The 17672-nt window shown below is 68.2% G+C and carries 17 protein-coding genes; 10 read left to right on the plus strand and 7 right to left on the minus strand.

The annotated features are described in order from the left end of the window. Nucleotides 1-176: 176 nt before the first annotated feature. From ACYQPG_RS28075 to ACYQPG_RS28090, 4 genes are all read right to left on the minus strand, one after another. Nucleotides 177-551: a DUF6894 family protein gene (locus ACYQPG_RS28075; protein WP_419830752.1), complete on the minus strand. Its 375-nt coding sequence runs from the start codon at nt 549-551 to the stop codon at nt 177-179. A gap of 47 nt (nt 552-598) precedes the next feature. Next, nucleotides 599-826 (minus strand): hypothetical protein, encoded by a 228-nt coding sequence (locus tag ACYQPG_RS28080; RefSeq protein WP_246692591.1) that lies wholly within the window; start codon nt 824-826, stop codon nt 599-601. Nucleotides 827-938: 112 nt separating this feature from the next. Next, a complete protein-coding gene (locus tag ACYQPG_RS28085; protein ID WP_419830754.1) occupies nt 939-1859 on the minus strand; it encodes a response regulator transcription factor in 921 nt (306 codons plus the stop codon). After that, entirely contained in the window at nt 1852-5226 is a 3375-nt protein-coding gene (locus ACYQPG_RS28090) for a hybrid sensor histidine kinase/response regulator (protein WP_461232207.1), read from the minus strand. The genes ACYQPG_RS28085 and ACYQPG_RS28090 overlap by 8 nt, the downstream gene beginning before the upstream one ends. A gap of 254 nt (nt 5227-5480) precedes the next feature. Between ACYQPG_RS28090 and urtA the strand changes: the two genes are divergently transcribed. The 9 genes from urtA (at nt 5481) to ACYQPG_RS28135 (ending at nt 14121) form a co-directional block, all read left to right on the plus strand. Further along, nucleotides 5481-6749, plus strand: a complete 1269-nt coding sequence (gene urtA, locus ACYQPG_RS28095; protein WP_147906203.1) for an urea ABC transporter substrate-binding protein — start codon at nt 5481-5483, stop codon at nt 6747-6749. Nucleotides 6750-6973: 224 nt separating this feature from the next. Next, complete coding sequence (gene urtB / locus ACYQPG_RS28100; protein ID WP_147906204.1) at nt 6974-7900, plus strand: urea ABC transporter permease subunit UrtB; 927 nt, start codon at nt 6974-6976, stop codon at nt 7898-7900. Nucleotides 7901-7912: 12 nt separating this feature from the next. Then, nucleotides 7913-9085 carry an urea ABC transporter permease subunit UrtC gene (gene urtC, locus ACYQPG_RS28105; protein ID WP_419830757.1) on the plus strand — a complete coding sequence of 391 codons (1173 nt, stop codon included), beginning with the start codon at nt 7913-7915 and terminating at the stop codon, nt 9083-9085. A 7-nt stretch (nt 9086-9092) separates the two neighbouring features. Beyond that, nucleotides 9093-9878, plus strand: a complete 786-nt coding sequence (gene urtD, locus ACYQPG_RS28110; protein WP_461232208.1) for an urea ABC transporter ATP-binding protein UrtD — start codon at nt 9093-9095, stop codon at nt 9876-9878. A 2-nt stretch (nt 9879-9880) separates the two neighbouring features. After that, nucleotides 9881-10645, plus strand: coding sequence for an urea ABC transporter ATP-binding subunit UrtE (urtE, locus tag ACYQPG_RS28115; protein ID WP_461232209.1), 765 nt, complete (start codon nt 9881-9883; stop codon nt 10643-10645). Nucleotides 10646-10834: 189 nt separating this feature from the next. Next, entirely contained in the window at nt 10835-12064 is a 1230-nt protein-coding gene (gene fmdA, locus ACYQPG_RS28120; protein WP_147906208.1) for a formamidase, read from the plus strand. Between the two features lie 2 nt (nt 12065-12066). Continuing rightward, entirely contained in the window at nt 12067-12384 is a 318-nt protein-coding gene (locus tag ACYQPG_RS28125; protein ID WP_147906209.1) for an FmdB family zinc ribbon protein, read from the plus strand. 84 nt (nt 12385-12468) lie between these two features. Further along, nucleotides 12469-13524 carry an aliphatic amidase gene (locus tag ACYQPG_RS28130; protein ID WP_147906210.1) on the plus strand — a complete coding sequence of 352 codons (1056 nt, stop codon included), beginning with the start codon at nt 12469-12471 and terminating at the stop codon, nt 13522-13524. A gap of 27 nt (nt 13525-13551) precedes the next feature. Further along, entirely contained in the window at nt 13552-14121 is a 570-nt protein-coding gene (locus ACYQPG_RS28135) for a ClpP family protease (RefSeq protein ID WP_147937987.1), read from the plus strand. 194 nt (nt 14122-14315) lie between these two features. On the opposite strand, the gene ACYQPG_RS28140 is transcribed toward ACYQPG_RS28135, so the two are convergent. From ACYQPG_RS28140 to ACYQPG_RS28150, 3 genes are all read right to left on the minus strand, one after another. Further along, nucleotides 14316-15161 (minus strand): oxidoreductase, encoded by an 846-nt coding sequence (locus ACYQPG_RS28140; protein WP_461232210.1) that lies wholly within the window; start codon nt 15159-15161, stop codon nt 14316-14318. A gap of 20 nt (nt 15162-15181) precedes the next feature. Then, on the minus strand, nt 15182-17125 hold the full coding sequence (locus tag ACYQPG_RS28145; RefSeq protein ID WP_419830758.1) for a cytochrome C oxidase Cbb3: 1944 nt from the start codon (nt 17123-17125) through the stop codon (nt 15182-15184). 175 nt (nt 17126-17300) lie between these two features. Continuing rightward, entirely contained in the window at nt 17301-17471 is a 171-nt protein-coding gene (locus ACYQPG_RS28150) for a helix-turn-helix domain-containing protein (protein ID WP_461232211.1), read from the minus strand. A 6-nt stretch (nt 17472-17477) separates the two neighbouring features. Here ACYQPG_RS28150 and ACYQPG_RS28155 point away from each other — a divergent pair, with 6 nt between their 5' ends. Then, complete coding sequence (locus ACYQPG_RS28155; RefSeq protein WP_419830760.1) at nt 17478-17672, plus strand: alpha-isopropylmalate synthase regulatory domain-containing protein; 195 nt, start codon at nt 17478-17480, stop codon at nt 17670-17672.

Below are 17672 nucleotides of genomic sequence, written 5' to 3' on the forward strand. Positions count from 1 at the left end.
GAACGCGTCTGGACGGCGATCCGGGAACCCGCAGCGAACGCGCCGCGCAGCGGCACGATCGTCAATTGGCTGTCGCAATCAGGCGCGTGACGTCGTTCGGTGCCGGATCCCGGGCGGCATTCCGCGCTCCGGAGAAGAGGCCGCGCGAAACCAGCGATGCTCGGTTGAGTCGATCACTATTCAGGTCCGCGCATCATCCGGGCGGCGGCGAAGCGCCGGATCGGTTCGATCGCGGCGCTCAGCAGCGTCCGGGGCGTGCGCGGCACCCCGAATTCCCGCGGGACAGGCCGGCGTCGATACGGGTCGGCCACCGGCTCGACCGGCAGGTACAGGGCTTCGAGGAACGACATCTCCAGCAGCATCGCGCCGGTGTCATCGGTGACCACCAGGGCCGCATCGAGCAGCCGCGTATCGCCGCTGTGCTGACGCATCAGCCCCTGGACGATGGTCCGGGCGGTGGCCCGGGCGGCGTCCAGGTCGGCGACCCACTGCGCCGCGGAGGCGGGCAGGCAGGCGCCGTCCAGGCGGATGCTGAAAGTGGCGCGGACCATCGTGGCGTTCCTTGGAGGATCGGGCGTCGCGCGTCGGGCGGCGATCGTCAGGCGGCTTGCGCGCCGTCCTGCGGCTCGGTCTCGACGAAGTCGGCCTTGGCCTCGGCCGCCGATTTCGGATCGAAGGCGTCCGCCAGCAGGCTGAGGCGCCGGGCCATGTCGCGCACCTCGTTGAGGGCGATCGACTTCTGGCCCTCCTTCACCGCCCGCGTGATGTCGCTGACCTGCGTGGTGGCGACCCGCCTCAGTTCGTCGGCGAGCTGGTGGCTGGTCATCATCGCATCCGTTCCCGAATTGGTTCGTCTGTGTCGGGACCGTGGTGGGAGGGCGCTTACCAACGGGTTTCGCGCAGCGGCGATGCCTGTGGACAACACGGGCCTGCGCGGCTCAGTCCTGCAGGTGGCGCGCGGCGATGATCGAGGCGGCGGTGCGATTCTCCACGCCGAGCTTGGCGTAGATGCCCTCCAGATGCTTGGTCACCGTGCGGTGGCTGAGCCCCAGGATCTCGCCGATGTCGCGGCTCGATTTCCCCCGCGACAGCCACAGCAGCACCTCGGCCTCGCGGCCGGTGACCGGAAGCCGCGCCCGCAGCCGCTCGATGCCGCCCGAGGCCTCCTCGCGCGACAGGCGCAGCAGGATCTCGTCCGGGGTGCGTCCGATGAAGCTGAGCGCGTAGGGGGTACCGTCGCCGCCGGTCAGCGTCAGGACGTTGGCGGCTCCCCCGGTGAGGCAGCCGCGCAGCCAGTCCCGGGCGCGAGCGGGCAGCGCGAGGCCCGCGGACGGATCCGAGCCGAGCCCGGCGAGCAACCGCCCGGCCTGCGGGGTCGCCCACAGCACCGCGCCCGCCTCCGAGACCGCGAACAAGGTGCGCCCGGCAGTGTCGAGAGCGGCCCTTGCGCTCTGCGCGGCGCGCGCGCTGGCGAGGTGGACGCGGATCCGGGCCAGGATCTCGTCCGGGGCGATCGGCTTGGTGACGTAGTCGATCCCGCCGGCGCTCAAGCCCTTCACGATGTGCTCGGTCTCGCTCAGCCCGGTCATGAAGATCACCGGCACGCCGGCGATCTGCGGCTTGGCCTTAAGCCTCCGGCAGGTCTCGAACCCGTCCATGCCGGGCATCATCGCGTCGAGCAGGATCACGTCCGGCGTGATCTCGTCCACGAGCGCGAGGGCGAGGTCGCCGCCCACCGCCACCAGCACGGTGGCACCCGAGCGCTCGATCGCCTCGGTGAGGAAAATCATCGTGTCGGGCGAATCGTCCACCACCAGGACGACATCGCGGCTCGGCTGGTTCGTCGGCGCCTCAGCCATGGCGGGCGAGTCCTTGCAGGACCGAAAGGTAGCGGCGCAGGTCGTAGCCCTCCACGAGACCGCGCATCTGAGCCACGAAGGCGGGCGGCACCGTCACGTCGCCCTCCATCTCGGTGAGCTTCGCCTCGATGGCCCGGATATGCCCGATCCGGCCCAGGCGCAGCAGCTCGCCGACATGCTCCGGCCCGGGATGGCCGATCTCCGCGAGCGCCGGAGCCGGCTCGCGCAGAGCGGGCGTCGCGGCGTCGGTCCATTCGAGGTGGAGCAGCTTGCCGATCCGCTCCAGCACGTCGCGCAGGTCGAAAGGCTTGGCGAAGATCGCGTCGTGGGGGGCGTCGTCGCCGCGCACCGGGCTGATCTCGTGGACGTTGGCGGACATCATGGCGATCGGTCCGGTATGCCCCTCCGCACGCAGCGTCGCGGCGGCGGCCCAGCCGCTCATGCCCGGCATGGCGATGTCGAGGAGGATCAGGTCGATCCCGCCCCTGGCCACGGCCGACAGGCATTCAGGCCCGGAGCCCGCCTCCATCACGGAGATCCCGTGCGGCTCCAAAATCGCCCGCATCAGGGCGCGATGGGCGGTGTCGTCGTCGGCCACCAGGATCGTGCGGCGGGCGCCGGCATAGGCTCGCTCGGGCGCGGAGGCCGGGGCAGTCACGACGACCGGCGCGGGCTGGGCCACGGAGGCCAGCATCAGCCGCAGCCGGGCCTGGGTGCCGCCGCCGGGGGCCGCCGCCACGGTGATCTCGCCGCCGAGCAGCTGCGCCAGCAGGTCCGCGATGGTGAGCCCGAGCCCCGTCCCCGGAGTACTGCGGGCGGCCGGCGTCGAGCCCCGCTCGAACGGCTGGAAGATCCGCGCCAGGTCCGTCTCCGGGATGCCCGGCCCGGTATCCCGGATCGTGAACACCGCGATCTGGCTGCGGTAGCTGAGATCCAGCGAGACCGTGCCGGAGGGGGTGAACTTGATCGCGTTCGACAGGAGGTTGAGCAGCACCTGGCGCAGGCGCTTCTCGTCGGTGGCGACCACCGCCGGCAGGACCTCCGGCCGGGAGAACCGGAATTCGAGTCCGGCCTCCCGGGCCTGCAGCCGGACCATGTCGACCAGCTGATCGAGGAACTCGGTGAGCCGGACCTCGTCCCGGTGGATCTCGAGCCGCCCGGCCTCCATCCGCGAGATGTCGAGCAGGCCGTCGATCAGCCCGGACAGGTGCTGGGCGCTCCGCCTTATCACCCGGATGCCGTTGAGGCGCGGGGCCGGGATCGCGGGATCGGATTCGAGGAGCTGGGCGTAGCCGAGCACGGTGGAGAGCGGCGTGCGCAACTCGTGGCTGATCCCGACCACGTAGCGGCTCTTGGCGAGGTTTGCGGCTTCCGCCCGCTCCTTGGCCTCCTGCAGCTTGGCGTCGGTGAGCTTGTGGGCCGCGATCTCGGCCTCGTAGAGCGCGGTCTGGCGCATGGTCTCCGACTGGGCGACCCGCCGGCTCTCCTGGGCGAGCACGAACAGCCACGCGACCACGCCGAGGATCACCACCAGAATGAAGAACACGCTGGTCAGCGCCGTGCGCAGGACCACGCGATGCTCGGGATGCGCGATGGTGGCGCCGGCATGGACGATCCCCAGGATCAGGGCGATCACCGCGCAGAGGGTCAGCATGACCGCGAGGTAGCGGCCGAGCGGCGCGCCGATCCAGGCCGCCGTCCGGCCTGGCAGGATCCGGCCGAGCGCCTGCTGCGCCTGCGCCTCCAGCCGGCCGTGCGGCTTGCACAGGTCGCCGCAGCGAGCGTCGAGGGAGCAGCACAGGGAGCAGATCGGGGCGTCGTAGGCCGGGCAATGGGCCATGTCCTCGCCCTCGAACGGCAATTCGCAGACCCGGCAGGTGACCTCGCCCACCCCCCAATCCCGCTTGGGAGTCCGGGCAAGATACCAGCGGCCGGCCGTGGCCCAGGCGATCACCGGGGCCGCCGCAAAGGCGGTCGCCAGCGTCAGAAGCGGCGCGAAGGGCTGGAGCGCGTGGCCGAGCAGGCCGGCATAGGCGAGGCCGCCGATGGCGAGCGCCAGCACCATGGCGCCGGTCCCGACCGGGTTGATGGCGTAGAGATGGGCGCGCTTGAACTCGATGCCCGGGGGCGAGAGGCCGAGCGGCTTGTTCACCGCGAGGTCGGCCGCGAGCGCCCCCACCCAGGCCGAGACCACGGAGGCGTAGAGCGGCAGCGTGCTCTCGATGGTCTTGTCGATGCCGAGCTCCATCAGGAGCACCGCGATGGCGACGTTGAACACCAGCCAGACGACCCGCCCCGGATGGCTGTGGGTCAGCCGGGAGAAGAAGTTCGACCACGCGATCGAGCCGGCATAGGCGTTGGTCAGGTTGATCTTGAGCTGAGAGACCAGAACGAACAGCCCCGTCAGCAGCAGGGCCGCGCGGCCGCCCTCCCCGGTCACGTAGCCGAACGCCACCGCGTACATCCGGGTCGGCTCGGCGGCGTGCTCGGGCGGGACGCCGTGCCCGAGCGCGAGGACCGCGAGGCCCGCGCCGAGCAGGATCTTGAGCATGCCGGGCACGATCCAGCCGGCACCACCCGAGAGCACCGCCAGCCACCAGCGCCAGTCGCGCCGGCCCACCGGCTCGGGCACGAAGCGCAGGAAGTCGACCTGCTCGCCGACCTGGGCCAGCAGAGCCAGCAGCACCCCGGTGGCCAGACCGAACCGGCCGACATCGAAGGCGGCCCCGCCACCGTCGAGCCCCGGGAAATCCGTGAGCGCCTGCAGGGGCGCCGCGCCTTGCGCCGCCATGAAGGCCAGCGGCAGCAGGCTCAAGCCGATCCAGAGCGGCTGCGTCCAGATCTGGAACCGGCTGATCAGCCGGATCCCGTAGACCACCAGCGGGATCACCGCGGCGGCGCAGACGAGGTATCCGATGCCGAGCGGCAGCCCGAAGCAGAGCTGCAGCGCCAGCGCCATGATCGCCGCCTCGATGGCGAAGAACAGGAACGTGAAGCTCGCGTAGATCAGCGATGTGACCGTGGAGCCGAGATAGCCGAACCCGGCGCCCCGGGTCAGCAGGTCCATGTCGAGCCCGTAACGGGCCGCATAGACGGTGATCGGCGCCGCGGAGGCGAAGATGATCAGGCCTACGACCAGCACCGCGGCCAGCGTGTTGGGGAACCCCGCCGTCAGAGCCAGGGTCCCGCCGATCGCCTCCAGCGCCAGGAACGAGACCGATCCGAGCGCCGTCTGCGCCACCTGGAAGCCGGACCAGCGCCGGGCCTTCTTGGCGGTGAACCGGAGGGCGTAATCCTCCAGGGTCTCGTCGGCGACGAAGCGGTTGTAGTCCCGGCGGATCGGGATGATGCGCTGAGGCCCGCTCATCGCGGCCCTGTCCGGCACATGGAGCAGCGGCCGCGCACGCGCGCGCGAACAGAACCCGGCGCCGGGGCGCCGCCCACGCTCTCCGCCTTCGCTCCCAACGATCCCTCAGACTTCTGCGCCGCGATGGTGCGCTCGATGCAAGAGAACGGCCATACGCAAAACATCGTATAGGCCGCAGCGTGACCGAAGACCTAGCCTGGACTGGTCGATCCGGGGCGCCACGCGAGGCCCGGACGCGAACCAGGGCAGGCACGATGGCTGACGACACCGAGACCGGCGCGAAGAACGGCTTGCACTCCCCGCTGCGGCGCAGGCTGCTCATGGGACTGGCCGGCGCACCGGCCCTCGCCCTCATGCCGCGCGGCGCCTGGGCCGCGGCCCCGACCGCGGCGGTCAACACCACCGGGCTCGCGGTGACCGACACCGAGGTGACGGTCGGCATCCTGCACTCGGTCACCGGCACGATGGCGATCTCCGAGACGGGCGCCCAGGAGGCCGAGAAACTCGCCATTGCCCAGATCAACGAGGCCGGCGGCGTGCTCGGCCGCAAGATCAAGATCATCCAGGAGGACGGCGCCTCTGACTGGCCGACGTTTGCCGAGAAGGCCAAGAAGCTCCTGGTCAACGACCATTGCGCCGCCGTGATGGGCTGCTGGACCTCGGCCTCGCGCAAGGCGGTCCTGCCGGTGTTCGAGCAGTATAACGGCCTCCTGTATTACCCGACCTTCTACGAGGGCCTGGAGCAGTCCAAGAACGTGTTCTACACCGGCCAGGAGGCCACGCAGCAGATCCTCGCCGGGCTCGATTGGGTCCACAAGGAGAAGGGCGGCGACAGCTTCTACTTCATCGGCTCCGACTACATCTGGCCGCGCACCTCGAACAAGATCGCCCGCAAGCACGTCGAGAACGTGCTCAAGGGCAAGGTGGTCGGCGAGGAGTACTTCCCTCTGGGCCACACCCAGTTCAACTCGGTGATCAACAAGATCAAGCTGACCAAGCCGAAAGTGATCTTCACCGACGTGGTCGGCGGCTCGAACGTGGCGTTCTACAAGCAGCTCAAGGCAGCGGGCATCGACCTGTCCAAGCAGGTGCTGATGACGATCTCGGTCACCGAGGACGAGATCGACGGCATCGGTGGCGAGAACATCGCCGGCGCCTACGCGTGCATGAAGTACTTCCAGTCGATCGAAAACGAGAACAACAAGGCCTTCGTCGCAGCGTTCAAGAAGATGTGGGGCGAGAAGACCGTGATCGGCGACGTCACGCAGGCGGCCTATCTCGGCCCGTTCCTGTGGAAGATGGCCTGCGAGAAGGCCGGCTCCTTCGACGTCGACAAGGTGGTCGCCGCCTCCCCCGGCCTGGAGTTCAAGGGCGCGCCGGAAGGCTACGTCAAGATCGACGAGAACCACCACCTCTGGTCGAAGACCCGGGTCGGCAAGGCCAAGCCCGACGGCCAGTTCGAGATCGTCTACACCAGCCCCGAGCTGATCAAGCCGGATCCGTTCCCGAAGGGCTACCAGTAGTCTCCAACTCTCCCCTCCCCCCTCTGCGGGGGAGGGTGGCCCCCGCAGAGGGGGTCGGGAGAGGGGCAGCGCGACGGTGCAGGATTTCACCTCCGCCGCGCCCTCTCCGGATACGTCGCTCCCCTCTCCCGACCCGCTTCGCGGGCCACCCTCCCCCGCAGAGGGGGGAGGGAGAGCGTCGCCGACCATTACCACACCAGCCAGATCGCGGGAGACACGAGAAAATGTTGGGCGAGTATTCCCTCGGGGACCTCGGCGCGATCTTCGCCATGCAGGGCTTCGCCGGCCTGATCCTGTTCTCGGTCTACCTGCTGATGGCGCTGGGTCTGGCGATCATCTTCGGTCAGATGGGCGTGATCAATATGGCCCACGGGGAATTCATGATCCTCGGGGCCTACGTCACCTATCTCTGCTCGGCCTTCTGCCAGAGCTACCTACCGGCTTTGTTCCCGGTCTACTTCTTCGTCGCGATGGGGCTGGCGTTCCTCGCCTCCGGGGCGCTCGGCATGCTGGTGGAGTGGAGCCTGATCCGGTTCCTCTACAAGCGCCCGCTCGACACGCTGCTCGCCACCTGGGGTCTGTCGCTGATCCTGCAGCAGGCCTACCGGTCGATCTTCGGCGCCCGCGAGGTCGGCGTCGAGCTGCCGTCCTGGCTGATCGGCTCGGTGCAGGTCACCGACACGATCGAGATCCCGGTCAACGGCCTGTTCGTGATGGCGGTGACCATCCTGATCACGGTGAGCGTGGCGCTGCTGATCTACCGCTCGCGCTTCGGCCAGCAGGTCCGGGCCGTGATGGCCAACCGTGCCATGGCGGGCGCCGTGGGCATCGATACCGAGAAGGTCGACCGCTACACGTTCGGCCTCGGCTGCGGCATCGCGGGCGTCGCCGGCTCGGCCTTCACGATGATCGGCTCGACCGGGCCGACCTCGGGACAGCTCTACATCGTCGACACCTTCCTGATCGTCGTGTTCGGCGGCGCCGCGAGCCTGCTCGGCACCATCGCGTCGGCCTTCTCGATCTCGCAAACGCAATCGATCCTGGAATTCTTCCTCTCCGGCTCGATGGCCAAGGTGATCACCCTGCTCGCGGTGGTCGGCATCCTGATGTTGCGGCCGCAGGGCCTCTTCACCCTCAAGGTCCGGCGCTGAGGATTGTTCGAGATGACGAATCCGGTCCAGACCCTGACCAAGTCGGTCACCGTCAACGACAACCCGTTCATGAAGCCGGTGGAGTGGCTGAGCTTGGCTCTGCTCGCCGGGGTGATCCTGGTGGTCCTGCCGCTGGCCCTCGACGGGTTCCGCCTCAACCTCGTCGGCAAGTACCTCACCTACGCCTTCGTGGCCCTCGGGCTGGTGATCTGCTGGGGCTATGCCGGTATCTTGTCCTTAGGCCAGGGCGTCTTCTTTGGCTTGGGCGGGTACTGCATGGCGATGTACCTGAAGCTGGAAGCATCAAGCGTCGCGAATACGAAAATCCAATCGACGCCGGGTATCCCGGACTTCATGGACTGGAACCAGATCACCGCCCTCCCCTGGTTCTGGCAGCCGTTCAAAAGCCTGCCGCTGACCGTGATCCTGGTGGTGGCGGTCCCGGTCCTGTTCGCGCTGGTCATCTCCTACGCGATGTTCAAGCGCCGGGTCGGCGGCACCTACTTCGCGATCATCACCCAGGCCATCGCCGCGATCCTCACGATCCTGATCGTCGGTCAGCAGGGCTACACCGGCGGCATCAACGGCATCACCGACCTGCGCACCCTCCATGGCTGGGACATCCGCACCGACCACGCCAAGGTGATCCTGTACTTCGTCAACGGCGGCCTGCTGCTCGCCTGCATCCTGGCGGCGCAGTACGTGAAGAAATCGAAGCTCGGCCGCATCCTGGTCGCCATGCGCGACAAGGAGGACCGGGTCCGGTTCTCCGGCTACTCGGTGGCGGGCTTCAAGGTCTTCGCCTTCTGCATGGCGGCCGGCTTCGCGGCGATCGGCGGGGCGATGTTCACCCTGCAGGTCGGGTTCATGTCGCCGTCCTTCGTCGGCATCGTGCCGTCGATCGAGATGGTGATCTACGCCGCGGTCGGCGGGCGCCTGTCCCTGTTCGGCGCGGTCTGGGGCACGCTGCTGGTGAACTGGGCCAAGACCAGCTTCTCCGAGAGCTTCCCCGACCTATGGCTGTTCGGCCTCGGCGCCCTGTTCATCGCAGTGGTGCTCGCCTTCCCGAACGGTCTGGCCGGCATCTGGCGCGAGCAGATCGAGCCCCGCCTGACCCGGAGGGTGAAGGGCCTGCGCCCGCCCGAGACCACCATCGTCCCGCCCCACGGCGCTCCGGCCGAGTGAGGATGTCATGAACGCCGCGATCCTCTCCTCCCCCGTGGTCGGCGCCGAGGCGGCGCCGCCCGGATACCTCCTCGCCGTCGAGGCGCTGACCGTCTCGTTCGACGGCTTCAAGGCGGTCAACGACGTGTCGTTCTACGTCGACCCGGACGAGATCCGGGTGATCATCGGCCCGAACGGCGCCGGCAAGACCACGGTGCTCGACCTGATCTGCGGGCGCACCCGGGCCAGCGCCGGATCGATCAAGTACAAGGGTCAGGAGCTGACCAAGCTCACCGAGAGCGCGATCGTGCAGGCCGGAGTCGGCCGCAAGTTCCAGACGCCGTCGATCTACGACGACCTGACGGTGTTCGAGAACCTGGAGATCTCGTTTCCCCGCGGGCGCACGGTGTTCGGCGCCCTCACCTTCAAGCGGGACGCCGAGGTCCGCGACCGGATCCACGAGATCGCCGAGACGATCTTCCTGAAGGACCAGCTCAAGGAGCGGGCCGAGTTCCTGAGCCACGGCCAGAAGCAGTGGCTCGAGATCGGCATGCTGCTGATCCAGGACCCGGAACTGCTGATGCTCGACGAGCCGGTGGCCGGGATGAGCGTCGGCGAGCGGATCAAGACCGCCGAGCTGCTCAACCAGATCATCAAGGGCCGCTCGGTCCTGGTGATCGAGCACGACATGAAGTTCGTCGAGGACATCGCCCACCGGGTGACCGTGCTGCACCAGGGCAAGGTGCTGTCCGAAGGCTCGATGGAGCGGGTCAAGAACGACCCGAAGGTCATCGAAGTGTATCTGGGACATTGACGATGGGCTCGCTCCAGACCGCACACCCGCCCCTGGTCAAGGCGCCTCCGCACGTCGCGATTCCCGATGTGGCCCCGGCCCTCGACGTCCACGACCTTCACGCCGCCTACGGCCAGAGCGAGGTCCTGCACGGGCTGAGCTTCTCGGTGGCGCCGGGCGAGATCGTCGCCGTGATGGGCCGCAACGGCATGGGCAAGACCACCCTGATGAAGACCCTGATGGGTCTCGTGCCGGTGAAATCCGGATCGATCCGGGTCGGCGAAACGGATGTCGTCGCACTCAAGAGCCACGCCCGGGTTGCCCAGGGCCTCGCCTACGTGCCGCAGGGCCGGATGATCTTCTCGACCATGACGGTCCAGGAGAACATCGAGACCGGCCTGACGGTGACGGACACCCGCAAGGTGCCGCAGGACCTCTACGACATGTTCCCGGTGCTGCTCGAAATGAAGGGCCGGCGCGGCGGCAACCTGTCGGGCGGCCAGCAGCAGCAGCTCGCCATCGCCCGCGCGCTCGCCAGCCGGCCGAAGGTTCTGCTCCTGGACGAACCCACGGAGGGCATCCAGCCCTCGATCATCCGCGAGATGGGCCGGACCCTGAAGAAGATCCGCGACGACCGCGGCCTCTCCATCGTGGTCTCCGAGCAGGTGCTGAGCTTCGCCCTCGATGTCGCCGACCGGGTCATCGTCATGGAGAACGGCGCCATCGTGCACGAAGCACCGCGGGCCGGCATCGACGAGGCGCAGGTCGCCCGGTTCCTGTCGGTGTGAGGCACTTTCCCCTCCCCCGGGGGAGGGGTCGGGGGTGGGGGCGATGCCGGATGAAACGCAACGGTACGGCCTGAACCACCCCCACCTCCTTCCCTCCGCGCGGGGGAGAAGAGCGCGTCGAGCGGGGAAGCTCGGCCGCGGCCGGCAAAGCAATTCGGCACTCGAGATCGCAACAGGGAGTCGCAAAAAATGCCCGAGACGCTGATCAAGGTCGATCTCACGCAATCGGCCTATGACAACGACATGGTGCACAATCGGTGGCACCCCGACATCCCGATGGTCGCCACGGTCAAGCCGGGCGACGACTTCATCGTCGAGACCTACGATTGGACCGGCGGCTTCATCAAGAACAACGATTCCGCCGACGACGTGCGCGACATCGACCTGTCGATCGTCCACTTCCTGTCCGGCCCGATCGGCGTCGAGGGCGCCGAGCCGGGCGACCTGCTGGTGGTGGACCTGCTCGACATCGGCGCCAAGCCCGAGAGCCAGTGGGGCTTCAACGGGTTCTTCTCCAAGAAGAACGGCGGCGGCTTCCTGGACGAGCACTTCCCCCAGGCGCAGAAGTCGATCTGGGACTTCGAGGGCCTGTTCACCAAGTCCCGCCACGTGCCGGGCGTTCGCTTCCCCGGGCTGATCCATCCCGGGCTGATCGGCTGCCTACCCGATCCGAAGATGCTGGAGACCTGGAACACCCGGGAGAAGGCGCTCTACGACACCAACCCGGAGCGCGTGCCGGCGCTCGCCACCCTGCCCTTCGGCCCGACCGCCCATATGGGCCGGCTGAAGGGCGAGGCGAAGGACGCGGCCGCCGCCACGGGTGCCCGTACGGTCCCGCCCCGGGAGCACGGTGGCAATTGCGACATCAAGGATCTCTCGCGCGGCTCTAAGATCTACTTCCCGGTCTACGTGCCGGGCGCCGGCCTCTCGATGGGCGACCTGCATTTCAGCCAGGGCGACGGCGAGATCACCTTCTGCGGCGCCATCGAGATGGCCGGCTGGGTGCATCTCAAGGTCGAGCTGATCAAGGACGGCATGGCCAAGTACGGGATCCGGAACCCGATCTTCAAGCCGTCGCCGATCACGCCGAAATACGACGACCACCTGATCTTCGAGGGCATCTCCGTCGACGAGCACGGCGGCCAGCATTATTTGGATGTTCACATCGCCTATCGCCAGGCCTGCCTCAACGCGATCGAGTACCTCAAGAAGTTCGGCTACTCGGGCGCACAGGCCTACTCGATCCTCGGCACGGCACCGGTCCAGGGGCACATCTCCGGGGTCGTCGATATCCCGAACGCCTGCGCGACCCTGTGGATTCCGACCAAGATCTTCGAGTTCGACATCAATCCCGGTGCCGACGGGCCGACGAAGTTCCTCGACGGCTCGATCCAGATGCCGCTCTCGCCGGATCTCTGATCATGCCGGTCTACGAATACGCCTGCGCGGCCTGCGGGCCGTTCACCGCCATGCGGCCGATGGCGGAGTTCAAGGATCCGCACGCCTGCCCGGATTGCGGGGAAGCCTGCGGCCGGGCCTTCCTCACCGCGCCGCGGATCTCCGGCATGGATGCGGGGCTCAAGGCGGCCCACGCCACCAACGAGCGCAGCCGCCACGCGCCGCGGCGCTCGTCGGGCCACGGCGCCGGCTGCGGCTGCTGCACTCCGAAGAAGACGGCCTCGGCCCGCGCCGCGGCCAAGAGTTTTCCGTCCGCGCGCCCCTGGATGATCAGCCACTGAACCACCGACGACCCTCCCCCCCCCCTGTGCGGGGGGAGGGAAACGGCGCACCTCGCCGCAACCATCATCGGAGGAACCCACGCCATGATGCACGGAGACATCTCGTCCAGCCAGGACAGCGTCGGCGTCGCCGTCGTGAACTACAAGATGCCCCGCCTTCATACCCGCGCCGAGGTGCTGGAGAACGCGAAGGCGATCGGCAAGATGATCGTCGGCATGAAGACCGGCCTGCCCGGGCTCGACCTCGTGATCTTCCCCGAATACTCGACCCACGGCATCATGTACGACGCCGCCGAGATGTACGAGACCGCCTCGTCCGTACCGGGGGCCGAGACCGAAGTGTTCGCCGCCGCCTGCCGGGAAGCCAAGGTCTGGGGCGTGTTTTCGCTGACCGGCGAGCGCCACGAGGAACACCCGAACAAGGCCCCCTACAACACCCTGATCCTGATGAACGACCAGGGCGAGATCGTACAGACGTACCGCAAGATCATGCCGTGGACGCCGATCGAGGGCTGGTATCCCGGCGACCGCACCTACGTCTCGGACGGGCCGAAGGGCCTCAAGATCAGCCTGATCATCTGCGACGACGGCAATTATCCCGAGATCTGGCGCGACTGCGCCATGCGGGGCGCCGAGCTGATCATCCGCTGCCAGGGCTACATGTACCCGGCGAAGGAGCAGCAGATCCTGATGTCGAAGGCGATGGCATTCGCCAACAACACCTACGTTGCGGTAGCCAATGCCGCTGGTTTCGACGGCGTCTACAGCTATTTCGGCCACTCGGCGGTCATCGGCTTCGACGGCCGCACGCTCGGCGAGTGCGGCGAGGAGGAAATGGGCATCCAGTACGCCGCCCTGTCGAAGTTCCTGATCCGGGACTCTCGTGCCCACGGTCAGTCCGAGAACCACCTCTTCAAGCTGCTCCACCGCGGCTATACCGGCATGATCAACTCCAAGGAGAACCGGCACGGCCTGTCGGAATGCCCCTACGAGTTCTACCGGCGCTGGATCGAGGATCCCGACGGAACCCGCGACGCCGTTCGGGCCATTACCCGGCACTCTGTCGGCACCGAGGAATGCCCGATCGCGGGCATCCCGTTCGTCGGCAAGGGCGAGGGCGCACCCGACCCGGTGCGCTGAGACCACAGGAACGGATCACAGGCCCCCATGGATACCACGCCCCTCGGCCCGACCGCGTTCCGCAGCCCCGCGGTGCTGCTGTCGGGCCCGGTCGACTACGACATGTACAAGGATTTCCGCCGTCAGTTCGCCGAGGCCGGCGACCGGCAGATCGTGGTTGTCGAGCTCTCCACCCTCGGCGGTGACCCGGAGGTCGCCCGGATGATGGGCGAGGACATCCGCTACCACACCGAGATGAGCCCGGACCGGCGCTTCGTCTTCCTCGGCAAGGCCGCGATCTACTCGGCCGGCACGACCGTCATGAGCTTCTTCGCCCGGCCCAACCGCTACCTCACCCGGGGCACGCGGCTGATGATTCACGAGCGCAAGATGAACAAGCAGCTCCAGGTCCAGGGCCCGCTCACCACCTGCGTCGCCTCCGTGAAGGCGACGCTCCACGAGATCGAGTGCTCGATCGTGATCCAGAACGAGGGCTTCTCCAATCTCATCCGGGGCTCGGACGTGAGCCTCGACGAGGTGCTGGAGAAGGCGCCGGCCAATTGGTACCTCGAGGCGGACGAGGCGCGGTCGCGGGGGCTGATCGAGGCGGTAATCTGAGGGACGTGTCGCCGACCTTGCGCTGAGGCAGAGACGCTGATCGGGGCCGCGGGACGGGTATGCTCATCGGTGTGCCCGTCACGGCCAGCACCGTCATCGCCTCGCTCGATGCGCGATGACAGCGTGGAATGCGCGATCCTTCCCGAAGCCGTACCGAACCTCGTGCGAACGCGATGCTGTAGCCGCAAGAGCGCTCAGCCCTCCGGGTAATCCGCCCCCAAGCTCGTCTCGCGCCACGCCTCGATCTCCGCGATCCGCTGCTTCAGCCGGGTCGTGACCGCCTCGTAACCCCAGGCGCCTAGGACGAGGTGGCGCGGCGGGTTGTCGATTTCGGTCACCCGAATCATCGCCTCACCGGCCCGGACCGGATCGCCGGCCTGGGTGCCGCTCTTCTCCGAAGTGGCCTTCAAGCGGGCGCCTGCGGTCTCGGCGTAGTCCGGGATTGTGTTGGGGGTCTGGATCAGGGAGCGCCCGGCCCAGTCGGTGCGGAACGGGCCCGGCTCGATGCAAGTGACCCGGATGCCGAGCGGGCCGGCCTCCGCGCTGAGCGCGTCGGAGAACCCCTCCACGGCGTGCTTGGTGGCGGCGTAATAGCCGGAGGCCGGGAAGCCGACGAAGCCCGCAACCGAAGTCACGTTGAGCACGTGGCCGGAGCGCTGCGCCCGCATCACCGGCAGCACCGCCCGGGTCAGGGCGAACAGGCCGAACACGTTGGCGTCGAACTGGGCTCGGATCTTGTCCTCCTCGCCCTCCTCGACCGAGGATTGGTAGCCGTAGCCGCCGTTGTTGACCAAGACGTCGATCCGCCCGAACGTTTGGGTCGTCTCCGCGACCGCCTGGGTGATCTGCGCCGGATCGGTGACGTCCAGGGAAAGCGCCAGGACCCGGTCCGCCGCGCCCTCCGCGAGGTCGGCGACTTTGGGCCTGTCGCGGGCCGTCACCACCGCCGGCCAGCCCCGTGCGATGACCAGCTTGGCGAGTTCACGGCCGAAGCCGGTGGAACAGCCGGTGATGAACCAGACCGGTTGGGTGTTCGGCATGCTGGTGTGTCCCGTTCTGATCAGGGCGTTGCCGCCGGCTCGGTCAGGGTGTCGATCGACAGCAGGTAGGCAATCAGTGTGTCCTGCTCCTGCCGCGAGACGCCGGAGCCGACATCGGCCCAATACGCGTGTCCTTCGCCGGTAACGCGTGCGATGCGCGCCGTATCCGAGGATTTGTTCGCGGCTATCACCTGAGCCCGCAAATCACGGTCGATCAGAGCACGAAGACTATTCGAAGGATCGGGAGCGATGCCGCGGTACACCGTGCCCGGAACGCCAAGCTGCGTCGCCGGATCGGGGCCGACGGCGATCCCGGAATCGTGCAGGTAAGGCGCCGTCCAGGCCAGGCCGACGAGGTTCGGAACCTTGTAGCCGCCTTCGGTTCCCCCCTGACCCCAGGCGAGCTGGACTTGGGCGAGCTTGTCGCCGGCGAGCGGCACCGGAACGATCACCGGATCGGCCGGCAGCGGGAACGGCGTGTCGGTGGCGAACAGGCTGGGAGGCGAGAGCTGCGCCTCCATCTTGGCCCCGGCCCTGGCCCGGGTCGGTTCGGTGCCGATCTCCGCAATCGGGATGACGCGGTGGTTGGTCAGCGCCGGGCCCGAATGGCAGGCGCCGCAGCCGGCCTGGTCGAACACGGCGCGCCCGGCCTTTACGGCGGCGGGATCCTGCTGTGCGGCCGGCGGGCGCAGCAGGTTCTGGAACGCCGACATGGCGTTGTTGGCGTGGTTGACCGGCTCACCCGGCACCGAGGTGAACAGGCCGTTGTCCGTGACGTAGTTGGTCGCCGGATAAGTCGGCAGCACCGCGTAGCTGTTGAGCCCGGGCGAGGCCGGCGTCGGGTCGACGCTGCGCAGCACCTCCGAAGGCTTGCGTGATTCGCCGGCCGTGTACCGGAAGGACGCGGTGGCCGCGCCGCGCAGGACAATGCCGAGGTAGGTTTCCGCATCCATGCCGAACAGCCACGGCGCGGCTGCGGCAAGCTGGGTCGTATCGGAGTTGGCCGCGTGAACGTTGTTGTTCAGCGAGGACAGCCCGCCGAAGGGACCGACGGCTTCCCGTCCGCTCCAGCTGAAGGGCTCGCCGTAGGCCGAGAAGCTCGACGGGATCGAGGTCGGGTTGGTCACCCGGTCGGCCGAGGAATCGAAGCTGCCCGGCGGCCAGCTCGCGACCTGAACCTTGGTGGCGGCCTCGACGGCCTCGGCATCCGGCAGGGCCGGGCCGGCTCCGGCCGAGCCCGCCTGCGGGGGATCGGCCTGGTTCACGCTGGCATGCATGAAGTAGGCGGACGAGTTCTTGGCCAGCGCCATCAGCAGCCCGGCATTGAGGTCGGTGTTGGGCGCCCCCTCGACGACCTTGCCGGTGCCGGGATCGACCGCGGCATGGCAGAGCGCGCAGGTGATGCCCATGCGCAGATGGCCCTGGTCCGAGAAGGTCTTGATCCCGATGATGAACGCGCCGCCCTTCGGCACGTCGAGCCCGGTCGGGACCAGCTCGCCCTTGCGGTAGGTGCGGTCGCCGACGCGCATATCTCGCGCCATGGCGACCTGCAGGTTCGTGGTGCCCTGCCCGCGGAGCTTGGCCACCGCCAGGGCAACCGCGGTGGGCGTCAGGCCGCCGTCGAGCATGCCCATCAGGTCGGTGAGGAAGACCTCGTTGCCGAACGTCTCCTGGTAGAACGCCTGCCGCCCGCGCTCGACCATGGCGGGATCGATCGCCACGGCGCCGTTGCTGGCCGAGAGTTCCTTCCGGCCGGCCTCGGTGCCGTTGAGGCGGTCCGCCTCCGCACGCGAGACCCGGCGTCCGAGGACGTCGAAGGCGGTCTGGATCGGATAGCGATCGGGGTTGAGCAGGTCGGCCCTGTCGGGCATCGGCGCGTAGCTGAAGCGCCCGAAACTGATCGTGACACCGGCCGCCACGGTCGCGAGCCCGGCGGTGAGGAGGATACGGCGAGGCCAACCCATGAACGGTCTTCGATATCCGTGGCCGATCCGCCCCGCGGGTGTGCGGGGATCGGCGGCCGGCGATCAACGGGCGTCCGCAGCCGAGGTTCACCCAGGCGGGCGCGCCCGGGTGTCACGTTCTCGCCAGCGGAGGCGGCGTCAGAACCGCCCATCGGCCTGATCCGCGGCGTCGCGATCAACTCCGGTCGACGCTCTCCACAGGCGGCGGCCGGAAGTACGCGCCCGGCGGACGCCCGAAGGAGCGTCGGAATACGGCCGCGAAGGCGCTCGGACTTTCGTAGCCGCAATCCAGCGCGACCGAGAGGATGGCCCGGCCCTCCGCCAGCAGCGGCAGGGCGTGGAGCATCCGGGCTTGCTGGCACCAGTGGTGGATTATTCGGAGCATGCGCTCCGGCGTGGTTCGGATGCGCAGGCGGCGGCCTATCTCGAATGCACCCTCGCGGACGGCAGCCCGGTGTTCGGCGTGGCGATCGACAGCGACGTGGCGACCGCGACCGTGAAAGCCGTGTTGAATGCGGCGAGTGCGGCCGCATCGCCCGGCCGATAA

Source organism: Methylobacterium sp. CM6246, from assembly GCF_054818005.1.

What these genes read in the sequence shown, in the direction of transcription:
- ACYQPG_RS28075 (WP_419830752.1), bottom strand. Translation starts at nt 551, where the DNA reads ATGGTCCGCGCCACTTTCAGCATCCGCCTGGACGGCGCCTGCCTGCCC.
- ACYQPG_RS28080 (WP_246692591.1), bottom strand. Translation starts at nt 826, where the DNA reads ATGACCAGCCACCAGCTCGCCGACGAACTGAGGCGGGTCGCCACCACG.
- ACYQPG_RS28085 (WP_419830754.1), bottom strand. Translation starts at nt 1,859, where the DNA reads ATGGCTGAGGCGCCGACGAACCAGCCGAGCCGCGATGTCGTCCTGGTG.
- ACYQPG_RS28090 (WP_461232207.1), bottom strand. Translation starts at nt 5,226, where the DNA reads ATGAGCGGGCCTCAGCGCATCATCCCGATCCGCCGGGACTACAACCGC.
- urtA (WP_147906203.1), top strand. Translation starts at nt 5,481, where the DNA reads ATGGCTGACGACACCGAGACCGGCGCGAAGAACGGCTTGCACTCCCCG.
- urtB (WP_147906204.1), top strand. Translation starts at nt 6,974, where the DNA reads ATGTTGGGCGAGTATTCCCTCGGGGACCTCGGCGCGATCTTCGCCATG.
- urtC (WP_419830757.1), top strand. Translation starts at nt 7,913, where the DNA reads ATGACGAATCCGGTCCAGACCCTGACCAAGTCGGTCACCGTCAACGAC.
- urtD (WP_461232208.1), top strand. Translation starts at nt 9,093, where the DNA reads ATGAACGCCGCGATCCTCTCCTCCCCCGTGGTCGGCGCCGAGGCGGCG.
- urtE (WP_461232209.1), top strand. Translation starts at nt 9,881, where the DNA reads ATGGGCTCGCTCCAGACCGCACACCCGCCCCTGGTCAAGGCGCCTCCG.
- fmdA (WP_147906208.1), top strand. Translation starts at nt 10,835, where the DNA reads ATGCCCGAGACGCTGATCAAGGTCGATCTCACGCAATCGGCCTATGAC.
- ACYQPG_RS28125 (WP_147906209.1), top strand. Translation starts at nt 12,067, where the DNA reads ATGCCGGTCTACGAATACGCCTGCGCGGCCTGCGGGCCGTTCACCGCC.
- ACYQPG_RS28130 (WP_147906210.1), top strand. Translation starts at nt 12,469, where the DNA reads ATGATGCACGGAGACATCTCGTCCAGCCAGGACAGCGTCGGCGTCGCC.
- ACYQPG_RS28135 (WP_147937987.1), top strand. Translation starts at nt 13,552, where the DNA reads ATGGATACCACGCCCCTCGGCCCGACCGCGTTCCGCAGCCCCGCGGTG.
- ACYQPG_RS28140 (WP_461232210.1), bottom strand. Translation starts at nt 15,161, where the DNA reads ATGCCGAACACCCAACCGGTCTGGTTCATCACCGGCTGTTCCACCGGC.
- ACYQPG_RS28145 (WP_419830758.1), bottom strand. Translation starts at nt 17,125, where the DNA reads ATGGGTTGGCCTCGCCGTATCCTCCTCACCGCCGGGCTCGCGACCGTG.
- ACYQPG_RS28150 (WP_461232211.1), bottom strand. Translation starts at nt 17,471, where the DNA reads ATGCTCCACGCCCTGCCGCTGCTGGCGGAGGGCCGGGCCATCCTCTCG.